The sequence below is a fragment of the Altericista sp. CCNU0014 genome (assembly GCF_044923475.1).
Taxonomy (GTDB): domain Bacteria; phylum Cyanobacteriota; class Cyanobacteriia; order Thermosynechococcales; family Thermosynechococcaceae; genus JAAURS01.
The window spans coordinates 4324623-4345784 of sequence record NZ_CP137338.1 but is presented as its reverse complement, the minus strand read 5'-3'; the positions used below and the strand labels follow the sequence as shown (position 1 = coordinate 4345784).

General features: G+C 51.6%; 15 protein-coding genes. 11 read left to right on the top strand and 4 right to left on the bottom strand.

Features of this window, described 5'->3' with window-relative positions:
* Nucleotides 1-2 precede the first annotated feature (2 nt).
* From R6H26_RS20715 to R6H26_RS20695, 5 genes are all read left to right on the top strand, one after another.
* A complete protein-coding gene (locus R6H26_RS20715) occupies nucleotides 3-1760 on the top strand; it encodes a DUF885 domain-containing protein (protein ID WP_404785172.1) in 1758 nt (585 codons plus the stop codon).
* 248 nt (nucleotides 1761-2008) lie between these two features.
* The gene (locus R6H26_RS20710; protein WP_404785171.1) at nucleotides 2009-2578 is read left to right on the top strand and encodes a hypothetical protein; all 570 of its coding nucleotides are present in this window, start codon (nucleotides 2009-2011) and stop codon (nucleotides 2576-2578) included.
* 40 nt (nucleotides 2579-2618) lie between these two features.
* Nucleotides 2619-4673 (top strand): dynamin family protein, encoded by a 2055-nt coding sequence (locus tag R6H26_RS20705; RefSeq protein ID WP_404785169.1) that lies wholly within the window; start codon nucleotides 2619-2621, stop codon nucleotides 4671-4673.
* 13 nt (nucleotides 4674-4686) lie between these two features.
* Entirely contained in the window at nucleotides 4687-6762 is a 2076-nt protein-coding gene (locus R6H26_RS20700) for a dynamin family protein (protein WP_404785168.1), read from the top strand.
* Nucleotides 6762-8414 (top strand): dynamin family protein, encoded by a 1653-nt coding sequence (locus R6H26_RS20695; RefSeq protein WP_404785166.1) that lies wholly within the window; start codon nucleotides 6762-6764, stop codon nucleotides 8412-8414. The genes R6H26_RS20700 and R6H26_RS20695 overlap by 1 nt, the downstream gene beginning before the upstream one ends.
* Nucleotides 8415-8466: 52 nt before the next feature.
* Here R6H26_RS20695 and R6H26_RS20690 read toward each other — a convergent pair whose 3' ends face one another.
* The gene (locus R6H26_RS20690) at nucleotides 8467-8829 is read right to left on the bottom strand and encodes a hypothetical protein (RefSeq protein ID WP_404785164.1); all 363 of its coding nucleotides are present in this window, start codon (nucleotides 8827-8829) and stop codon (nucleotides 8467-8469) included.
* Between the two features lie 638 nt (nucleotides 8830-9467).
* Between R6H26_RS20690 and R6H26_RS20685 the strand changes: the two genes are divergently transcribed.
* The 6 genes from R6H26_RS20685 to R6H26_RS20660 all read left to right on the top strand — a co-directional run bounded on the left by R6H26_RS20685 (nucleotide 9468) and on the right by R6H26_RS20660 (nucleotide 14872).
* Complete coding sequence (locus R6H26_RS20685) at nucleotides 9468-10172, top strand: hypothetical protein (protein ID WP_404785163.1); 705 nt, start codon at nucleotides 9468-9470, stop codon at nucleotides 10170-10172.
* A 234-nt stretch (nucleotides 10173-10406) separates the two neighbouring features.
* A complete protein-coding gene (locus R6H26_RS20680) occupies nucleotides 10407-10847 on the top strand; it encodes an Hsp20/alpha crystallin family protein (RefSeq protein WP_404785161.1) in 441 nt (146 codons plus the stop codon).
* Between the two features lie 167 nt (nucleotides 10848-11014).
* The gene (locus R6H26_RS20675) at nucleotides 11015-12031 is read left to right on the top strand and encodes a DnaJ C-terminal domain-containing protein (protein ID WP_404785159.1); all 1017 of its coding nucleotides are present in this window, start codon (nucleotides 11015-11017) and stop codon (nucleotides 12029-12031) included.
* Nucleotides 12032-12081: 50 nt separating this feature from the next.
* Entirely contained in the window at nucleotides 12082-12711 is a 630-nt protein-coding gene (hisB, locus tag R6H26_RS20670) for an imidazoleglycerol-phosphate dehydratase HisB (RefSeq protein ID WP_404785158.1), read from the top strand.
* A gap of 233 nt (nucleotides 12712-12944) precedes the next feature.
* Complete coding sequence (locus tag R6H26_RS20665; RefSeq protein WP_404785157.1) at nucleotides 12945-13466, top strand: sterol desaturase family protein; 522 nt, start codon at nucleotides 12945-12947, stop codon at nucleotides 13464-13466.
* A 233-nt stretch (nucleotides 13467-13699) separates the two neighbouring features.
* Entirely contained in the window at nucleotides 13700-14872 is a 1173-nt protein-coding gene (locus tag R6H26_RS20660) for a Fic family protein (protein ID WP_404785155.1), read from the top strand.
* Between the two features lie 365 nt (nucleotides 14873-15237).
* Here the strand turns inward: R6H26_RS20660 and R6H26_RS20655 are convergent, their stop codons facing one another.
* The 3 genes from R6H26_RS20655 to R6H26_RS20645 all read right to left on the bottom strand — a co-directional run bounded on the left by R6H26_RS20655 (nucleotide 15238) and on the right by R6H26_RS20645 (nucleotide 21155).
* Nucleotides 15238-18759, bottom strand: a complete 3522-nt coding sequence (locus R6H26_RS20655; RefSeq protein WP_404785153.1) for an AAA-like domain-containing protein — start codon at nucleotides 18757-18759, stop codon at nucleotides 15238-15240.
* 15 nt (nucleotides 18760-18774) lie between these two features.
* Nucleotides 18775-20112 (bottom strand): AAA-like domain-containing protein, encoded by a 1338-nt coding sequence (locus R6H26_RS20650; protein WP_404785152.1) that lies wholly within the window; start codon nucleotides 20110-20112, stop codon nucleotides 18775-18777.
* Between the two features lie 746 nt (nucleotides 20113-20858).
* Nucleotides 20859-21155, bottom strand: a complete 297-nt coding sequence (locus tag R6H26_RS20645) for a hypothetical protein (protein ID WP_404785151.1) — start codon at nucleotides 21153-21155, stop codon at nucleotides 20859-20861.
* Between the last annotated feature and the right edge of the window lie 7 nt (nucleotides 21156-21162).

Here is a 21162-nt window from a genome sequence, read left to right as displayed (position 1 = left end):
CAATGTCTAAAGCAAAGATATCTTTAGTGCTTTCGTCATCCGTTATTCGCTACATCAAGTTTGGCGCGATCGCACTGTTGACGTGCTGCCTTTGCATTGCGATCGCACCAGTCGTTCCTTCTGTCACCGCTAAATCGCCAGATTGGGTGGTTCGCAGCGATCGGTTTGCCGATTTGCTAAAAAAGGCGATCGCGGCTGAGGGCTGTCAGACAAAGCTTGGGGTTAGCAAAAGCTTGCAAGAAATCGATCCGGCCTTTAGGGCGTGCAGGCAGCAGAGCGTTCTTCAAGCGGTGCAAAGCCTGGAGCAAAGTCTTGCTCGGGAAAAGAACGACGAACTCCGGCTCGATCTAGAAATTTTGCGCGACGTCGGACAGCGAAGCTTGCGATCGTACGCGCTTGACGAAAAATATCGCGTGCCCTATGTCAATCTGAGTAAAGCCATTCTAGAAAGCTTCAAATCGACGTTGAAGGAAACAAAATCGTCTTCCAGCCAAGCAGCAATACTCGCAAAGCTAAACCAGTATGCCGGACTGGAGCCAGGGAAAATTGCACTGGCTTCCTCATTGGAACGAGACATTCAAGCACAGCTCCAAAAGCCAGAAGTTGCCTTGCCCAATAAAGATCGGCTAGAGACCGATCTAAAGAACAATGCATCGCAGATCGATGAAATTCAAACTTTTCTAGAGAAGCAAAACATCCCGCGATATAAGGAAGCCTACGCGCAACTGAAAACGCAGTTATTCAATTATGAAGTATTTGTTCGTCGCGAGATTGCAAGCAGAGCAGAGAAAAATTTTCGCCTTCCAGCCGAACTTTATACGCTTGAATTGGAAGAACAAGGGATCGAAACGCCCATCGAAGAGGTGGTACGGCAAGCACATGCTGCATTTGCTGGAGTTCAGCAGCAGATGGAGGAGCTTGCGCCGCAGGTTGCCCAAGCCAAAGGACTCAACGCACTGCATTATCGAGATGTCATTCGAGCGCTAAAGCAAGAACAGCTCTCAGCGAAAGATACTTTGCGTCTCTATCAAACCCGTGCCAAAGACCTTGAAACGATTATTGAAAACGAACATTTAGTTACTCTTCCAAAGCATAAATTCAAAATTCGTTTAGCGACGGCTCAGGAAAATGAGAGTTTTCCCGTTCCGCTTTACAATGCTTCTGCGAGTACCTTCGTGATTCCAGTCCTCCACGATCGAGAAAAAGCGAAACTTTATAATGACTTTACAAATCCCGCAATGTCGTGGACGCTGACGGTGCATGAAGGAAGACCTGGACACGACCTGCAATTTGCCGCACTTAAAGACCAGAAGCTCTCGCGCGCGCGCACTGATTTTGCCAAGAACGCGACTAATATTGAAGGCTGGGCAACTTATGCAGAGGGGGTCATGCAGCCCTACATGCCACTTGAAGGAAAATTTATGTCGCTTCAGTTTCAATTGCTTCGCGCTGCTCGTGCATTTCTAGAACCCGAACTGCAATCAGGAAAGATTACAACTGCTGATGCCCTTAATGTTCTGACTCAAGATGCTGGTTTTTCAAAGTTCTTTGCCGAACAAGAAGTTAAGCGATACACGGCAAGATTTCCCGGTCAAGCGCCTGCCTATTTCTACGGGTCTCAACAGCTTTTACAACTGCGATCGCAAACTGAGAAAAGACTTGGCGACCAATTTAACGTTCGGAAGTTTAACGATTTTATTTTATCGCAGGGATTTTTGAAGCCTAAATTATTAAAACAAATTCTCTCATCAAACATGTGATGGTATGTTCCCTGCTGGGATGCCATCTGCGATCGCCTGTCGGGATAAATCTGGAGAAAGCGATCCAATGGGGTAATGACCCATGATATCGAGAAAACCGTTTCTGAAACAGAGTGTTGATTGTTTAGGGTGCTCACAACGACTTTGAAGCCCTACTAAATTAGTCATATTTTCGAGCACGCATCTCTGCAAAAAATGGGCATCCTAAGAAAGGTTCATTTTATCTCGCCTATCGTTGCCTCCATCCAATGAAAAGTAATTCTCTTTGGTTCCCAAACCTTCAGTCGTGGATTAGTGCCGTGGTATTGGCCTTCACCTCTGGTTTACTCATTGCAGGCATGACGAACGTGGCTAATACTACGCGCGTTTTCGATCGAATGCCGCCCCACTTAGATTTATTTATTGGCACCTTGGCACTCCTGTCCCCGATTGCTATGATTGCCTTTGGACATCATTGGCTCTACCTGAGCATCGATCGGTTTTTTCCGAGTTCGCGCACTTCTGAAATTGATGCCGTGGGTGGCTATTGGCCGACGCTATCCAGCTGGTGGGAAGGTCTCTACGGCGGGGTGACGATTATTTTAGCCACCATTCTTTGCTTTGGAATTGGCGGATTGCTCATGCCTTTTCATATCAATGCGAGGGGATCGACGGGCACCTACGAGGTGGTTTATCAAATCTCTATGATGCTGGCTGACTTGAACAAATTCAAATATTTGTTCTCGCCACCTTTTATCGTTTGGATTTTTAGTGCCGCTTATTTATATCAATTTGAGTATGTCATGCGTCGGTATTTTGCCTCCACGGGCATACGTTAATTTATACACCTAAGACGCAAAAACTAGAGAAAAAATTACCATGACCGCAGATTTTTCAGTAGCGGAGCTAGCCCAGGCAACTCAGGCCCGCACCCAAATGGCGATCGCCCTCCAACAAATGGCGCAAGCCCTAGAGAGTGCTGAAGCGGCAGGGGAAACCGCATCGGGGAAGTTGGGCTTCGAGCGAGATATTCAAGCACTGACGACTGCGAGCCAGCAGCTAGAGCAAGGCGTATTCCGCCTGCTGGTGCTAGGGGATATGAAACGGGGCAAGAGCACGTTTATTAATGCGTTGCTCGGGGAGAAAGTTTTACCCAGCGATGTGAACCCCTGTACGGCATTGCTGACCGTCCTCAAGTACGGCCCCCAGAAACGGGTGACGGTGCATTTTACGGACGATCGCACCCCCGAGGTTATGGATGTTGCGACGTTTCAGGAAACCTACACCATCCCCGCCGATGAAGCAAAGCGCCTAGAAGACAAGCAAGAAACTGCATTTCCTGGGGTCAGTCATGCGGTCGTGGAATATCCCTTGCCGCTGTTGGAAACGGGCATTGAAATTATCGATACGCCGGGACTCAACGACACCGAAACCCGCGATCGCACGGTGCTCGAATATCTTTATACCTGTCATGCCGTTCTGTTTGTCATGAGTGCCGCGCAGCCCTGCACCTTAGACGAGCGGCGATATTTGCAGAATTATTTGAAAGATCGCGGGCTATCGCTGTTCTTTTTGATCAACGGTTGGGATCGGATTCGAAGCGGACTGGTGGATCCAGACGATGCGGAAGCGCTTCAGGCTGCAGAAGCCAAACTCCATCAAATGTTTCAAATCCATTTGGCGGAATACTGCCGGGTAGACGGGCAGGATCGTTACGACGATAGAGTCTTTGCTATTTCTGCACTGGAGGCTCTCCGCCAACAAGTCAACCATCCTGAAGCGGATCTCTCCGGGACAGGTATGCCTCAATTCTTAAGCCAACTGACGCAATTTTTGGGAACGGAACGCCTTGGAGCGGAACTGCATTGGGCAGAGCGAACGGCACAACGCGCCTACACCCAAGTCAGCGAGGCCATCGGTCGGCGGGTGCCGCTGTTAGACAACGATGCATCCGAACTGAGAGCCAAAATTGAAGCCGTGCAGCAGGAATTCGACCAGCTTGCGGCAATTCGCGACCAGTATCAGGATCTGATTAGACAAACGAGCGATCGCGAGGCTCAGGAAACTGCGGCTGAGTTCAAAGCCTATATTCTGAATCTAGAAACCACCTTTGAAACCGACTTTGTCGCATCGCAGCCCGATCTATCGCTCTTAGAATTCTTAGATCAAAAAAATCGCAGTCTCTTCTTTGCGTCCTTCAAGCGTGCTTTTGAGCGCTATATCAACGACCGTCTTGCTGCCTGGGAGTTCATGGCCAAGCAGAAGATCGCGCGCACCTTTGAGGAATTGAACGAGAGCGCGGATGCCTATCGCGTCAACTACGAACAGGTCGTAGATGCGATGAATCAGAAATTGGTGGGCGATCGCATTGCAACGGGTCAAAAGTTTCAGAGTGCAAAGGCAACCCCTTGGGCGGATGTCATCCAAGATTTATTTTTATCCATCCCCGATGCGCTTAATGGGGCGGCTTCGCAATTCAGTTTGTTTTGGCAGCGCGTGTTTCAATCTGCCCTAGCCTATGTTGCCATCGTGGTCGCGCTGCGGATTGTCGGACTGGTGTTTTCCGGTCTGACCCTGAATGTTTTTACCGTTGCGATCGGAAGCGTCGGACTGATTGCATTGCAGGCTGAAATCGTGCGTCAAACCTTTTTGGATACGACCAAACGAGAATTTGCCAAAACCCTACCTCAACTTGCAGAAGAACAATCACCAACTGTTGTCCAAGCGGTGAAGCGCTGTTTTGAAACCTACGAAGCTCAAGTGACGGAACACATTAATGACGATATTGCAGCAAGGCGGTCGGAATTGGTCAACTTACTCAACCAAAAAGAATCCTACGAAATCCATCGCGAAACCGAAATTGCGCGATTGAGGGATTTGGAAGATCGGCTTGCTGCGGGTCTCGATCGAATTGCTGCGACTAAAAACCTATAAGAATTAACCCATCATGAGCAATAAACTCGAAACCCAAGGGTTCCTCAACGACCTCGATCGCGTCGCCCAAGTGCGGCGCAAAATGGCCCCTTGCTTCAAACAAATCGCCACCAAGCTCAAAGCCTCCGAAGCAGAAGGAAAAAACGCTTCCGGTTCCCTAGGGCTAGAACGCGACATCGAAGACGTCACCCGCACGGGAGATTACCTCCAGCAAGGCGTGTTTCGGTTGCTCGTGCTGGGGGATATGAAGCGGGGCAAAAGTACGGTATTGAATGCCCTGCTGGGAGAGAACTTGCTCCCAAGCGATGTGAATCCCTGTACGGCCATCTTGACCATCCTAAAATACGGCCCCGAAAAGACCGTGACCGTGCATTTCAGCAATGGCAGATCGCCAGAACGCATCGATTTTCAAACCTTCAAGCAGCGCTATACCATCGACCCGCAGGAAGCCAAACAGCTAGAACAGCGCAAAGAACTCGCCTTTCCTGACGTTACCCATGCAGTCGTAGAATACCCGCTGGCCCTTTTAGAGAAAGGGGTTGAAATTGTCGATAGTCCGGGACTCAACGATACCGAAGCCCGCAACGAACTTTCTCTGGGCTATATCCATCAATGCCATGCGGTGCTGTTCGTTCTACGGGCCTCCCAACCCTGCACCCTAGCCGAACGGCGCTATCTAGATAACTACATCAAAGATCGCAACTTGGCCGTATTTTTCTTGATCAACGCCTGGGATCAAGTCCGCGAATCGCTGATCGACCCGGACGATGCTCAAGAGCTAGTCGATGCGGAAGCCAAACTCCATAAGGTTTTTCGCGCCAATCTCTCGGAATACTGCACCCATGAAGGCTACGATCGCTACAACGAGCGCGTCTTCCCCATTTCGGCACTGGTGGCTCTGCGGCGACGGCTCAAGGATGCCAATGCCAACTTGGATGGAACGGGCTTTCCGGAATTCATGGGTGCCCTCAATCCATTTTTGACAGAAGAACGCGCCATTATGGAACTCCGCCAAGCGCGATCGCTCTCTCGGCAAGTTTCCAGCCGCCTCAAAGAGTCGATCGAGCGGCGGACGCATCTGTTGGGGCAAGGGGTGGAAGAACTCCAGCAGCGGATCGCATCCGTAGAGCCAGAGTTTAAGTCCCTCCACGAGATCGGCGAACAGTTCCGCCGCGAGATTCAGTCCACGCGCGATCGCAAAGCACGGGCGATCGCAGAGTCGTTTCGCAACTATGTAATGGGTCTAGAGCAGACCTTCGATGCAGACTTTTTGAAATATCAGCCCCCCAGCTTGAGTTTATTGGACTTTTTCAACCAAGGGCGACGGGCTGAATTTAACGCAGCCTTTGAGAAAGCCTTCCAACAATACGTCAACGATAAGTTCTTTGCCTGGACGCTAAAGTCTGAGAAAGAACTGACAGAAGCCTTCGCTCAACTGGCTAAAACCGCCGAACGCTACGGGACTTCTTACCTAGAAGTAACCGATCGCATGACGGAGAAGCTGACAGGCCAGAAACTGCAAACGCGAGCTGCTCTGAGCATTGAAGAAGACGGCCCCCCTTGGGCAAAATGGGCGATGGGCTTATTCTCTCTAGCAACGGGCAACTTCAGCGGGGCGGCTTTAGCCGCAGCAGGCTTTGACTTCAACGCCATTTTGCTGAACATTTTTGCAGCGGCAGGCATTGCGATCGTGGCAGCCTCGGTCTTTGGTGTCATTCTCGGCCCCATCGCCTTAGCGTTAGTAGGCTTAGGCTTGGGTGCGTTCCAAGCAGAGCAGGCCCGTAAAGAACTCGCAAAGGTCACAAAGCGAGAACTCGTCAAACATCTGCCCCAAATTGCCCAGCAGTATTCCCCCGATATTACGAGTGCGGTGCAGGAATGCTTCGATACCTACGAACGCGAAGTCATGGATCGGCTCCAAGACGATATTCAATCCCGTAAGGCAGAATTAGAAGGTCTCCTGCAACAGAAGGCAACCAAAGAAACCGATCGCAGTACGGAACTTCAGCGCCTCCAAAGCTTGAAGGCGTCTGTGACCGAGGATTGCGATCGGGTTGAAGATCTATACCAATCATTTCTAGGCGGGTAATGACGGCAGATTATCAAACGCTACTCTCGCAATTGCAAACCGCGATCGGAGGACTCGAATTAGCCCCGAGCGATCCGCTGCGGCGAGAGATTGCGGCGTTGAGCACCGGAGGTGAAGCCTTTCGGATTGCAGTGTTTGGCCCCTTTAACTATGGCAAATCCACGCTCCTCAACGCGCTGTTGGGCGAACGAACCTTGCCCATGGACTTGATTCCAACCACCGGAGCTGCGATCGCCGTTCGCTATGGCCCGGAACTCCAAACTCGGATCCAACTCGTCGATGGCCGCATCATTGTCGGGGAGGGGATCGAACTGCTTCAGCAATACGCCATTCTAGACGACGCGCGACGCATGCGCGAAGACGTGGCGGCAGTCGAGGTGTGGTGCCCTCATCCTTGGCTCCAAACGGGCGTCGAACTCCTCGACCTCCCTGGCACGAACGATCGCGAAGCCCAGGATGCCTTAGTGAGAGATTCGCTCTTGACCGCAGATTTAATCGTGCAGATCCTCGATGGGCGCAAGCTCATGACCCTCGGCGAGCGCGAACACCTGCGGGACTGGTTGCAAGATCGCGGCATTGAAACGGTCGTGTTTGTCGTCAACTTCCTGAACCTCCTCGAACCCGAAGAACAACAGCAGGTTTCCCAGCGCATGCGCTTTGTGGCGGAAAGCTTTCGTTCTAAACTACCCCCTGGCGTCAGCAATCTGTACCGCGTGGATGCGCTCCCCGCCCTGCGAGCGAGACTCAAGGGCGATATGGCTGCGGCCCAATCTGCGGGTTTACCCATGTTTGAAGCTGCGTTGCAAACCATCGCGCAACACCAGCGCGACGCGGGATGGCAGCCGAAGGGCGCGAGATTGAAGGCGATCGCCCTGAAAGTCTGCGAAGCCCTACAGCTCAAAATCGAGCGGCTGGCAGCGGAAACCGAAGGTCAAACGCAACAGCAGAGCGAACAGCAGTTAGAAGTCAAGCGTAAGGCCCAAGCAATTATCCAAAAAGGCCATCGCGATCGCATTGCAAGCGTTCGCGACTGGCTCGCCTACCCCAACCTTTTGCAAAACTACGGCCAAACCCTCAGCGAAGCATTGCGGACTGGCACGTTTATGATTTGGGAAACTCAGCAGTTCCGGCCAGATTGGGAAAACTATCGCAAATCTACCACCCACTGGGTTCATAAAGCCTGCGACTTCTTCAGCCTACCCCAACCCGCCGACCTCTGGCTCTCTCTCCCGCCCGAACCCGCTCTCGGAACGCCGCCCCCCGAAACGCCCCCAGCCCCGCCATCCAAAACCGACGAAGCCGCTCCCGTTGCGATCGCCACCGGACTCGGCTTGGTGATGGGTGGCCCTGTCGGCGCAGCCGTCTTGGGCGGAGCCAGTTTTCTGCTGAACCGCATGGCACCCTCGGCTCAAAATACCGCGCCACCCACCGATAGCGCTCGCAACGAACAAATCTACCGCAACGCTGCTGCTGAATACTTAATGCAGTGGAGTCAGCTTGCGTTGCAAGCCTTGGAGACCTATGAAAAGAATGCCAAAACTGCGATCGATTGTCCTCTATCGGCTGATGTTTCAGAATCCGACAGTCCCCAACAACACCAACTCCGCTTCCTGCGATCGATGCTGATGGCCTTGAACGATGCTCTCGCGTAGCAATATAAGGATAAAATTCAAACCCAGCCACATTTGCGTGAATTGGCTTTATTTACGGGCGCTTCGAGCGATCTGACTCCCAAAGCAGCTTATAGCAGATGAATCCAGCTCCACCCAGAAGAGCTACAAACACCAACCAGATGCCAACAAACATGCCAGTCAATGCAATTGTCAGCCCGAGGACTGAAAACCCAATGACCTTCGACCATTTCACGAATTTTTTAAATCGGTTCTGTAGCGGCTTCTCTGCAACAGCGTGCGGGCGAGTGGGTGAATCGGAAACCTCTTGGGATCGATCTCTTTCATGAATTTTTGCTTCCAGTTCCTTAAGGCGAACGGCTAATTCGCGATCCTGAAGCGCTTTTTCTCGATTTTCTAATTCTTGTTGGCGATCGTTGCGATCTTGAGACGTCATAGATTTTGAAGTTCCGCAATTCTGATAAGCGTTCGCAAACCGCCTAACTCGACGGTATTTAAGTCCGTTGGCTTTTCCCAACCCTTCCCATCGCAATCAAAGGCGATCGATGGGGCTGAGGACATGTCCTAGGTTAATATGCCCAAAAAGGTTCGGTTTTCGTAAAGCGACACCCCAAAAATCGATCTCATCTCATGGGACCGGAGTCAACCAGAAAACTTCCCATGGCTGAGAGGGACGGAGATCGATCGCACAAACCGAGCTTGGCAAAAAAGATCGAATAACGGGACATCTGTCAACTAAAACTTTAGGATTCTTAAAAATTACGACTTCAGACAGATACCCCTTAACTGTGGCCTCTTTAAGATTAAGGGGCAGTAAAGCAATAGATGGTGAAGCAACTGCACGGCGAGCTATTACGAAGGCAGTTGCTGAGTGAGGTAGCGCTAGTTTGAGCGAGACGTTAATTAAAAAGGACCCATTCATCTGCAGCTAAGGCTGGTAAACGACAGCCTCGGCTTCAACCTGGAATTCGTACGAGGTTTCTGTAGCGTGCGTCGGGCATGCGGAAGCCCTACTACTTTTGCTTGAGGGATTGTTTCTACTGGCGAATACTAGCAAACTACTGATAAGAAATTATGCAGGACATTCAAAATAGCCAATCTAATGCTTTAGCGCTCGTAGAAAATGCCGAGAATTCTTCTGCGATCGCGACCGAAGTAGAAACGATAAATCCTCGCGATCGCGCGATTGAAGCGAGAATGACTGAATTGCGGGCGCATCACTTGGTCGGCCAGCGATACTTCTACCCGTTTCCGTATCTTTGCCAGATCTATCATTTGCTCAACCTCAAGCATTTGGAGAGCGTGCACGGGTTCAGTCTGAATAATCTAGAGATCCTACAGGTCAGTCACTTCCAATCTAGCGAAGTAGGCGGAACGATTAGATTTAAAACTATTTTACGATCGCCTTTAAATATCCTAAGGCTATGGCGGCAGCCAGTCGTTGAAGTGGATCTCACGCTGCACGATCCGTATACGGTTGAGTTAACCATTCCCATTTATCGAGGGAAGCAAGTAACGGTTCTCTTTAACGTCATTCCATTACAGAACCGCGGGCATGAGTTATTTATCGATATCTACTCCAGCCTAAAACGATTCAAACCTCTTTTAAAGATCGTCTTTCACCTTGCTTCTTGTTTGACTGTCTTGGAAGATCTGCCCTATATCCGCAAGTTGGCGAGGCGAAATTTAGAGCGCTCGATCGAACTCGACAAAGTTTCCAACCACGAAACAATGCAGTTGTTCAAACGATTCACAGAACTATACGGAGTTGGCGTTTAGGACTGCTCTAGAGACAACGCTTGACAGGGCCGCTATCCTAAATCTCAGATAGCGGCCTAAAGTGACGAGCTGCATAGACCCTCAACCGACCGAATCGAGCGAACGATTTTGAGTTCGGTTATTGCTCCGAATCCTTTACGCCAAACCGAACCAAGCTTTTCAATGGCATCCGATACAGTAAAAACGTAACGAAACAGAGCAACTATTGCAGAACCAAAAACAGGAGGTAAGTCTATGTCTCTCGTTCGTTGGGCACCACTATCGGAAATTGAAAACTTAAATCGGGAATTCAATCGCCTGTTCGATGGCCTTACCCCCTCTCGCTCTAGAGGGTTTGACGACCTCGCCTTTATGCCAGCGGCTGAGTTAAAAGAAACGCCAGAGGCCCTTCAGCTCCATCTAGAATTGCCCGGAATGAATGCAAAGGATCTCGACATTCAAGTCTCGGCAAAGTCCGTCTCCATTAGCGGCGAACGCAAGTCCCAGACTGAATCCGAAGAAAATGGCGTGACCCGTTCCGAGTTTCGTTACGGACGCTTCCAGCGCATCGTTCCGCTGCCCGCCCGCGTGGTTAACGACCAAACCCAGGCGGAATATAAGGATGGTATTTTAACGCTGACACTACCCAAAGCAGAAGGCGATAAGCAAAAGACCTTTAAGGTCGAACTGAATTAGTCCTCGGACAATTGAGTGCATCCTAGGATCAACGGATGAAGAGGCTCTGCACCTTCTGCAATAGGAGGTGCAGAGCTTTGCCTATGGGCTATCTTTAATAAAGCGTTAGAACTCTTCTTCCGTAGCCCCCCCAACTCTACCGACTGCTCTTAAAGGAGACTCAACCCATGCCAGCAACCGATTTTAAAGACTATTACCAAATCCTTGGGGTGGATAAGTCGGCCAGCGAGTCTGATATTAAAAAAGCATTTCGCAAACTAGCGCGCCAGTACCACCCCGATCTCCACCCCAACGATCGGAGTGCAGAGACTAAATTTAAGGAAATCAACGAAGCCTACGAAGTCCTCTCCGATAAGGAAAAACGTAAAAAATACGATCAATTCGGACAATACTGGCGGCAGATGGACGGCGGATTTCCAGGTGGCGGCGCGGGCGGTTTCGATACAGACTTTGGGCGCTACGGCAACTTTGACGAGTTCATCAACGAGCTACTGGGTCGCTTTAGTACTGGATTTGGCGGTGCGGCAGGCGGCGGTCCTGGTGCCCGCACGTACCGCACCTCAACCCGCACTTCAACGGGAGGCCCCAGCAGCGGCTTTGGCTTCGATAATTTTGGCGGCTTTGGCGCAGGCGTTCCTCAGGGCAATGTCTCCGCCGATGCAGAGGCAGAAATTACGCTCACCTTTGCAGAAGCCTTGAAGGGGACTGAAAAGCGCCTGCTGTTGAGCACCCAAGAAAATTTGACGGTGCGGATTCCGGCAGGAACTAAGGCGGGGAGCCGCATCCGCCTGCGAGGTAAGGGGCAACTCAATCCTATGACCCAAACGCGGGGCGACCTCTACTTGACCGTTAAGCTCCAGCCCCATCCCTTTTTTAAGTTTGAAGGCGATCGCCTCGCGTGCGAGCTTCCCATTACACCGGACGAAGCGGTACTCGGGACTAAGGTAGACGTTCCTACCCCCACGGGGATGGTGCAAGTCAACCTTCCAGCGGGGATTAAGTCCGGTCAATCTTTGCGGCTGAAAGGAAAAGGCTGGCCTCTGCCGAAGGGGGGCAATGGCGATCAGTTGCTCAAGATTCAGATCGTGCCGCCGAAGGAATTGAGCGCCCTCGAGCGGGAATATTACGAAAAGATTGCAGCAAACCGCAGCTTTAACCCGCGATCGCATTTAGAAAGCCTCTAGGTGACCCCAACCAGCGATAATAAAAGTGGTCTACCGAACGGCTCTAATTCATGCAAACCCAAGAGAACCCCATCGCCCTCTCCCTCTCGACTGGCCGTACCGCTTCCGTCCGGCGGGCCACGAAAGAAACCGACGTATCGGCGTCCCTCAACCTGGACGGCACGGGACAGGCTAACAACCGTACGGGCGTTCCTTTTTTAGATCACATGCTGGATCAGATTGCAGCCCACAGTCTCCTAGATCTGTCCGTGCAAGCCACGGGCGACATCCATATTGACGACCACCACACCAATGAAGATGTGGGGATTACCCTAGGCCAAGCAATTGCAAAGGCATTGGGCGATCGCAAAGGCATTCAGCGTTTCGGTCACTTTATTGCACCCCTAGACGAGTCTTTGGTTCAGGTCGCGTTGGACTTTTCAGGTCGCCCCCACCTCAGCTACGGTCTAGAAATTCCGACCCAGCGCGTGGGCACCTATGATACGCAGTTAGTGCGGGAGTTTTTTGTGGCGATCGTCAACCACAGTCAGATGACGCTCCACATTCGCCAGTTGGATGGCATCAATTCTCACCATATTATTGAAGCGACGTTTAAGGCTTTTGCGCGATCGCTGCGGATGGCCGTTGAAATCGACCCTCGCCGACAGCATGAAATTCCCAGTTCTAAGGGCGTGCTGTAAGCGGCCTGCGGCTCCGCACTGGGCCTGCAGCAACAGTTCGATTCAGCTCGCCTGCATTTCGGGAGAACGCAGAGGTGCGCTGGCGGGGCGATGGAATTGGATCCGGTTGAGGTAAGGCAGACTACACGCAAATCGACCCTCGATCTGTTAAGTTCCGGTTCGACCCGCAAGCCAGGGTAAGTTTTTCGTGCTTGCGGGACGCAGCCGAAACCTTTCGCGTGTGAGGCATAAAAATGCTCGAGGCTAGCATCGCTGCATGGCTGCTGCTGTGCGTTGGAGATTTCTTGTCTACATTCTGCTATCACGTCCCGGAGCATGTTTTCGGTTGTCTCCATCTCCAGACCCACCATTCTTCCAAACAAACGTTCCGGCACTATGCCATTCTTGCCGCTAACTTCAACGTTCTTTTGGACGGTGTCTTGGGTGCGCTGCCTTATTTGCTGGTTGCCATTCCCCTATGGTCGCTTTCGCCTTTTGGGGTCATCGCGGGACTGGGTTTAGGTCAACTCCACGTGTGGTGGAGGCATACCAGCGTCATCCATTGGCAAACGCCCAAACGAGTGCTGCGGTTGTGCCAATTTTTGCACGTTACGACTCCAGAGCAACATTGGCTCCACCACCAAAAGACAAATGTGGGATTTGGCGATATTTTTACGTTCTTCGATCCGCCTGCCAAAGCTTGGCTCAGGTTTCTACGCCTGTTGAGACGCCAAAGCAGAACGAGCGGAACGAGCGTTATGGGGAGGCTCATTTAACGCGTTACATTAGCGTTTACCTCGCCTCTTGCTGGTTCGAGATGCACAAAAATCATATCCAGAATCTGTAGGCAATAATATCGGCAATGTCGGATTTATCCTAAATAACGACACGGGTAAAGAGGTGCCTTAAGAAGATGGGCTTGTCAAATAGTCATGAATGACATCACTTATTAAAATAAAGGCAAGAATCTTTAATAACGAAGATTCTTATTAAAGGATCTTAGACGACCATGCGGCGCAACTCTAACGGATACTATGCGAGCAGTGTAGCAGGGGGTGAGACTGTCCGAGCTTTTGTGCCGGATCCCTTGCCGCCATTACCTGTGCTGGATCTCAGTGGTGGACGGCAGCAGTTGCTGGAAAAGGCAACCTTGGCCTTGGGACGGTTGGATAGTGTCTGTCTGCTGTTACCGGATCCGCAGCTTTTTTTGTATTCCTATATCCGTCGGGAGGCGGTGCTTTCTTCACAAATTGAGGGGACTCAATCATCGCTTAACGATCTGCTGCTGTTTGAGATGGAGGAGGCTTCTGGGGTGCCCTTTGATGACGTGCAGGAGGTGAGCAACTACATCGCGGCGCTGGAGCATGGTATGGCACGTCTGCGGGAGGGGTTTCCGCTCTGCAATCGGCTCTTGCGGGAAATGCACGAGAAGCTGATGTCTAAGGGGCGGGGGAGTGAAAAACAGCCGGGGGAGTTTCGCCGCAGCCAAAACTGGATTGGGGGAACCCGTCCAGGGAATGCGCGTTTTGTGCCACCGCCCCCTCAGGAAGTTGATGCTTGTATGGCTGCGCTAGAGCGTTTTTTGCATGGGCAAGGGGACGGAATCCCAACTTTGCTGCGGGCCGCACTGGCACATGTACAGTTTGAAACGATTCACCCGTTTTTGGATGGGAATGGACGATTAGGGCGGTTGTTGATTGTTTTGCTGCTGTATCACGGTCAACTTTTGAGCCAACCGTTGCTGTATCTCAGTCTTTATTTGAAGCAACACCGTGCAGTCTATTACGAGTTATTGGATCGCGTGCGGGTTGAGGGGGATTGGGAGGCTTGGGTGGATTTTTTTCTGGAGGGGGTTGACCGGACGGCTTCGGCGGCAGTGCTTACGGTACAGCGGTTGACAGGGCTTTTTGCTGAGGATGTCAATCGCATCCAAATGCAAGGCGGTGTTTCGGCGGCAGCGATTCGGAGTATGTTGCGGGTGTTGGCTGCGTTGCGGGAGCGTCCGCTGTGTAGTCTGAAGGAGCTTGCTAACCGAAGTGGGTTGAGCTTCCCGACGGCAGCTAAGGCGGTGCAAACTCTGGTGGAAGGTGGCTTGGTGCATGAGCTGACGGGGCAACGGCGCAATCGTGTTTTTGCCTATACGGCTTATCTCGACATTCTCAATGAAGAGGAGGAGCCATAGGAACGTCGGAATGAATGTAGGCGAGAGAGGAATTAGTCGGAACACTTCGATCGATATGCGGCAGTTTTATCTGTTCATCTTTATTCAGCAAAGAGAAACCCGTGAAATCCTCAACCACGATCGATGCAACCAACTTCTTCAGGAGGCTGCAACATGACAACCATGCCACCAAAAACCCAAGCAATCCTAGAAGCCCTGAGAAAAGTAGCCGCCGAAACCCTCAATCGAAAACGGCGACTCGCTTAACGAACTCCCGCTTTCTGCGGAAACCTGGAATGGGTGAACTTATCTCCCATTTCCCAGCGGTCTACAAATTCTCTCCTATCTGAGCGAGCTTTCCAATAATGATGTCTCCCCCTCGCCAGTCAGCGGAACGTAGATTTACAAAAACTCAACCTTTTTTTCGGGTGGCTGTAGAAATAATTGTCAAGCCAGCTACAACCGCGATTGAGCAGCCGATCGAGTTTCTCCGATGCCGATGTTTGCACCTGCCACCTCCGAATTGAATCATCATTCCTGGAAGAAGTTAGTAATTGACCGTCGGGCATAAAGCGAACGCTATCGACCAATCCCTGATGTCCTTGAAACTTGGATATCAGATTTCCCTCTAAATCCCAAACGCTAATGGCCCCATCTTTTTCCCCAGTTGCAATGAGTTGACCGTTAGGACTGAAGTTAACCCGAAACACTAACCCGGAGGAATGCTGAAAGGATCGCAGTAACTGACCTCGTAAGCTCCAGATCTTTGCCGTTTCATCGCTTGAGGCCGTTGCCAGAAGTTGACCGTCAGGACTAAATGCAACATCGTGGACGGGGCCGTGATGTCCCTGGAAAGTCTGCTGTAGGCGTCCCTTTAAATCCCAGAGCTTGACCGTTTTATCGCTTGAAGCAGTGGCCAAGTTCCGCCCGTCGGGGCTGAAGCTGACGCTGTAGACAGGATCCTGGTGACCTTTCAGCTCTTGCTCGAGCTGCCCTTTTAGGGTCCATAACCGGACCGTTTTGTCTCGGGATGCAGTGGCGAGTAGCTGCCCGTCGGGGCTGAAACTCAGGCCATAAATGGTTTCCTTATGTCCCTTGAATTTAGCCAGCAGCTTGCCTTGCAAGTCCCACAAGTTGACGGTACCGTCTTTGAACCCCACTGCCAGTTTTTGCCTGTCTGGGCTAAAGGCGATGGTATAGATAGTGGATCGGTGCCCTTTAATCGTTTTTAGAGTTCCCTGCTTTTCATTCTCGAGCAGAACTTCGCTCGACTTTAAAGCTGTTGCCGTCCAGGTGCCATCCGCGCTAGTGCTGAGGGCCGCCACCTCATTCTGAACGCCCGGCCCTTCTTTAAGCGGATTGTTTTGAAGATTCCACAATCGCGCAAATTTTTCGCGCGAAGCGGTTGCGAGTAATTTGCCGTCGGGGCTAAAGCTGGTGTCATAGGCCGCACCCTTATAGCCCGGTAAAACACCTAATTCTTGACCCTTCAAGTTCCAAAGCCTGACGGATTCATCTTCCGAGGCGGTCGCCAGCAGCTTGCCGTTGGGATTGAAGCTAACGTCGTACACCGCACCTTGATGGCCCTCAAAGGTTTCCTGCAACTGCCCTTGCAAGCCCCACAGCTTGACGGTTTTGTCCGTTGAAGCCGTGGCAAGGCGGGTTCCGTCGGGGCTAAAGCTGACGCTGTTGACCGCCCCCTGATGGCCCTCAAAAGTACGCTGCAAATTCCCCTGCAGATCCCACAGTTTGACGGTTTCGTCCTTGGATGCAGTGGCCAGGCGATCGCCATTTGGACTGAAACTGACGCTATAAACATCGCCCCCATGCCCTACAAACGTAACAAGATTCTTGCCTTTTAAGTTCCATAGCTTAGCCGTACCGTCTCTCGAAGCGGTGGCGAGGGTTTGACCGTCTTTGCTAAAACTCACGCTATAGACATCGCTTTGATGTCCCTTCAACGTGGCGATCGCCTTGTCTTGCATATTCCAAATCTTTGCAGTGCCGTCCTTGGATGCGGTGGCGAGCCATTGGCTGTCGGGGCTAAAACTGACGCTGTAAACATCCCCTTGATGGCCGATGAACGTCGCGATCGCCTTGCCTCGAATGTCCCACAGCTTAGCCGTCCCGTCCCTCGAAGCCGTCGCAATTCTCCGTCCGTTACCGCTCACGCTGATGCCATTGATGCCCTCCTGATGCCCCTCTAACTGATTCCACTCTCGAATGTTGTCGAGAATATCTTGTAGGGCAGCGATGGGCGTTGTCGCAGGATAGTTCTGAAGCGGTTGCGCCGTCTTGACAGAGGCTTTTAGCTCTTGTCCCGCTTCCATTGCCGTTAAGAGCGCGTCGATTTGTTGAAACTCAAACTGTTTTAAAGCGCTTTTGCCCGCCCACTCTAGAGCTTTATCTTGGGCGATTTTCTGCTTTTGAACCGCGTAGCCCAGCCAGGTCGTCGAAATTGCCGCCCCCAGCAGAGAGACGATCAAAATCGCTGCTGCCGTTCTCAGGCGGCGCTTTGCTTTTTCGTAGGCCAAGGCTAGCTTTTGTTTTGCCCGTCGCTCCAGCTCTAGTTGCGTTCCTAGTTTTTCAAACTCCATGGCCCGTCGTTCGGCCTCTAGCGCCAGCCGCTTGTCTAAATCCTGGCTGGCCGCCAGAAACTGATAATCCCGATCGTTCAAGCTGTTGCGATCCGCCCAGTGGAGGGCATCCTGGAGGGCTAGCCCCCGCAGAAGCCTGGATTCGTCTTTGCGATCGGAGGTTTCCCAGGCGGCGATCGCCTCTGCATAGGGCCGCAGCTTTTTGAGTTCCCGGTCGATCCAGCGCCGGTCGAAAATCTCCCGATAGATTCGGTTGTAAACCCTTAAATGCTCCTGACCTTTCACCACTAGTCCCGTCAGCCGCAGCTCGCTTTGCTCGGGACTGTTGTCGGCAGGAACGTAGCCCTGCTGCCAAATCGTGCGATACAGCCCCAAGAGCTGCGACGTTCGTTCGGGCTTGCTGAGGAGGCGATCGCGAATGGTCTTGAAATGCACTGGCTCATCTTGAGATTCCCAGTGCAAAATCATCCGCGATCGCACTAAGTTTTCGATCGACGCGGCCTCTTGCCCCGCAGCGATCGTAGATTCGGACGAGACGACCCACTGACAAAGTTTTTGAGACAGGAAAGGTTGCCCCCCCGTCCAGGACAAAATCTCGCGCAGAACCGTCTGAGGCGCTTCCGCTTTTGGGGACAGCCCTTGAGCCAGCGGCAGCGCTTCGATGGGGTTAAATCCCGTCAGCTCGATCGCCTGACCGATATTAAATAAAGTCTGCGTTTTGTCCTCGATCAGATCCGAAGGCGTCGCCACCCCAAATAACGCAAACGTCAGGTTTTCATAGGCGGAATTTTCGGCCCGCTGATTGTAGCAAAATCGGATCAGGGCAAAAAAATCGTCTAGGGAGAAATTGAGGCTCAGAACTTTATCGATTTCATCGATGAAGATAAAAAACTTTTGGTCTGGGAAACTCCCCAGCAATACCTCTTCTAAAAACTGGCTCAATTTCTGCACGGGCGAAAACCGATCCCGCTCTTGCAGCCAACTCTTTAAATTGACCTTGCCACCCAGCTCGAATCCTTGAAACAACTGATAGATAACGCCGCTGTACCACTGCTGCGGGTTGATATTGCTGCCCAAACTGGTCATATCCACAGCAGCGCAGCGCATTCCTTCCGTCTTGAGCAGGTGCATCGCGCGAACCCGCAGGCTCGACTTCCCCATCTGACGGCAGTTAAACACGTAGCAAAACTGCCCCGCCTTCAGCGCCTCCAAGAGATCTCGATCCGCCTCTCTTTCCACATAGGTGGGATGGTTGAAGCCGAGACATCCCCCTACTTTATAACTGCTGGCCCGATTGGGGACTGTTTGCATAAGGTGCCTTTTACCCTAGAGGCGCGCTCGAAAATACTGACGGTAAAGCTCGCAGCTCGGCGCGACCTCATCCCCCTGAAGCTTTACCAAACCCATACTGTCTAACTTATAAGCTTGAGTTGGCCCTAACTGCACGCCCCGGTCCGCCATCGCCACTTGTTTCATCGCAGCAGCCAGATCCGGCTGCCGTTGAAGGTTGTCCCAATGACCGCGCAAATGATCGCCGTAAATTCCCCCTTGGGTGGGAGCCTCCTCCAACAACGCCTCTAGTGTCATTTCCTGGTGTACCAGCGCATTCAGCGCTAGCTTGACGAGGTAGGGATGGCCTGCCAGCATGTCCACCAGCAGCTTGGCATTGTGCAGGTCGGCTGCGGTCGTCCAATCGAGTCCGTAGGCGTTGGCCAAGGTTTTGACCTGCTCGAAATTAAATCCCGTGAGTTGGACGGGCCAGCCGACGTTAAAGGGAGATTGGTTGGCATCGATGTCGATGTAAATTTCCGTAGCATGGGCGATCGCCAAGCGAAACTGCTGCCAGCTTTCTTGACTGTGGGCTTCCTCATGCCAAGAGCGCAGCATCGGCAGAAAGTCTTGGGCGATTTCGAGGTACTCAAACACCCGGTCTACGTTGTCTAGCCCTAGGGTAAGAGACCCCTCTAGATTCCGCAGCAAATAGTCCTGAAAGTAGGTTTTGCAGCTGATCATGCTGCCGTACAGCTCTTCCGCCCAGTAGTCATCCAGCAGAGGCTGAATGCCCAACTCTCGACTGACGTTGGCGCAGAACCAACGCAAAAACTTATCCAAGCTTGAAAATACGGCTCCTTCCGCTTCTCTGAGATTGAGATACACCGTTCGGCTCCCGCTCCCCTCCGCATAGAGCAAAATTTTTCGGAGTAGAGATGTTTTGCCCATTTTTTCAGGGGCTTTGATCCGAATCAAGGCACCGGGCTTCAAAATTTCCTGGTAGCAGTCGGCCTCAAGGGGCGCGCGTTCGATATACAGGGGCGAGTCGCTATTGACTGGCGATCGCAGTTCAAATCGATTCAGACTGTGGTTGGTGGCCAGCAAGCTGCTTTGGTGCCACTCCACGTATTTCTTTTCCTTGAGCCAGTCTCGGAGGATGTTAAATTTGCCGGGTCCTTTCCCTTGCAGATCGAGATCGGGGCAACCTTCCAAATCCGCCTGAGAAAACTGCGCGTAAATGGTCGTCATGTGCTTTTTGTAAGTCTCGTAACTGGCAGCCTCAGCCAGCTCCCAGACCAACTTATCCGGTTTGCGCCAGTTTTCGTAGGCAAACCGAACCAAAAAGATTTCCTTGAGCTTCCCTCGGAGTCGGTAGTCAAGGACCATTTGCATTAGGAAAGCATCCCAGCCCTGCGGTTTCATATAGCCCCTACCCCCTAAACACACTCAATCCCACACCTGCCCGTAAAGCACTCTGCCAGATCCACGATCGCTTTCCCCTCTAGGAATGCCTTCGCTAACGGGTTGGCCAGGGTGAAGACAAGAAGATAGGCAAAACGTGCCTTTGGTTCGGACGTCTCTCCCATATTTTCCACTTGTTTCGCTATTTTGCGACCGATCAAGCAAAGTTTAAAGCAACCTTTGGGACTAATTTCTCTATGGGGTTAGACTGACATCTCATTCTAGGGCTGCTAACCTATAAATAAGAACGAGCTTATAGACCTAATCGTCTGCGCCATTGTTTCTATATTGACAGAGAAGCACAAGATGAGACTCAAGTTATCGATTGGAATCATTATAAGTCTGCTTCTTGCAGTCGGAGCGGTACGTTTTACCGCTGCAAATAACAGCAATAGCAATATCAGCCCAGTGGCCCAGACCGCCCCGGATTGTAAATATCGGCCTTGCGACTAAAGTTCTGCACCGTTACGAGCCGTACTCGAGTCCGCACTCGCCCGATCCGAAGCGCTTTAGAAAATTCAATTCTCATCAAGAAGAGAGTCTGACGGTACGTCAGGCTCTCCTTTTTTAGCTATTCCTGAAATAGAAACTACCAATCATTCTGCTGTAGGGGCGCAAGACCTTGCGCCCCTACGACTCGGTATTCTCTTCTTTTCTAGAAATCCCCTTATTCGTAATTATTTGTAATGACCTTTATGAAGGCCTTTATCGTACTTGTCATGGCGATCGCCCCAACCTTTTTTGCGACCCCGATCTTCTCTATCGTCATCATCTTTCTTGAAGAAAGACCGTTTCGATGTGTTTTTAGAGCGGTAAATAATCGTTTGATTGACAACTTGAGTGATCTGATTGTTGTCTCCAGAGATAGCCGCATTCTGAGTCGCATTCACAGTCAGCTGGGCCTGTGCCGAGAGGGGGAGTAAGCTCAAGAGACCCGCACCGAAAAAGCCGAATTGAAGAGGTAAGTTACGCATGGTAGAG